General features: G+C 52.8%; 1 protein-coding gene. It reads left to right on the forward strand.

Going from position 1 to position 248, the window contains the following annotated elements:
- Positions 1-248 (forward strand): radical SAM protein (locus MXD62_RS09275; RefSeq protein ID WP_248828955.1); only part of this gene is annotated, 248 nt, incomplete at both ends.

The following is a 248-nucleotide window of genomic DNA, read 5'->3' on the forward strand; positions in this document are numbered from 1 at the left end:
GGAAAAAGGGATACGCGTTACCTTTTCCACAAACGGCACATTGATCACTCCCGAAAAAGCAAAACAGCTGAAACAATTGGGAGTCAGCTACGTGGGGATCAGCCTGGATGGGATCGGCGCCACGCATGACGCGTTTCGGCGCAAAGATGGAGCATTCGATGCAGCTTTGCGGGGGATCCGCAACTGTATGGCAGTGGGTCAAAAAGTTGGCTTGCGATTCACGATGAACCGGCACAACATCCACTCTC

The sequence above is a fragment of the Frankia sp. Mgl5 genome, assembly GCF_023242985.1.
Lineage (GTDB): Bacteria > Actinomycetota > Actinomycetes > Frankiales > Frankiaceae > Parafrankia > Parafrankia soli.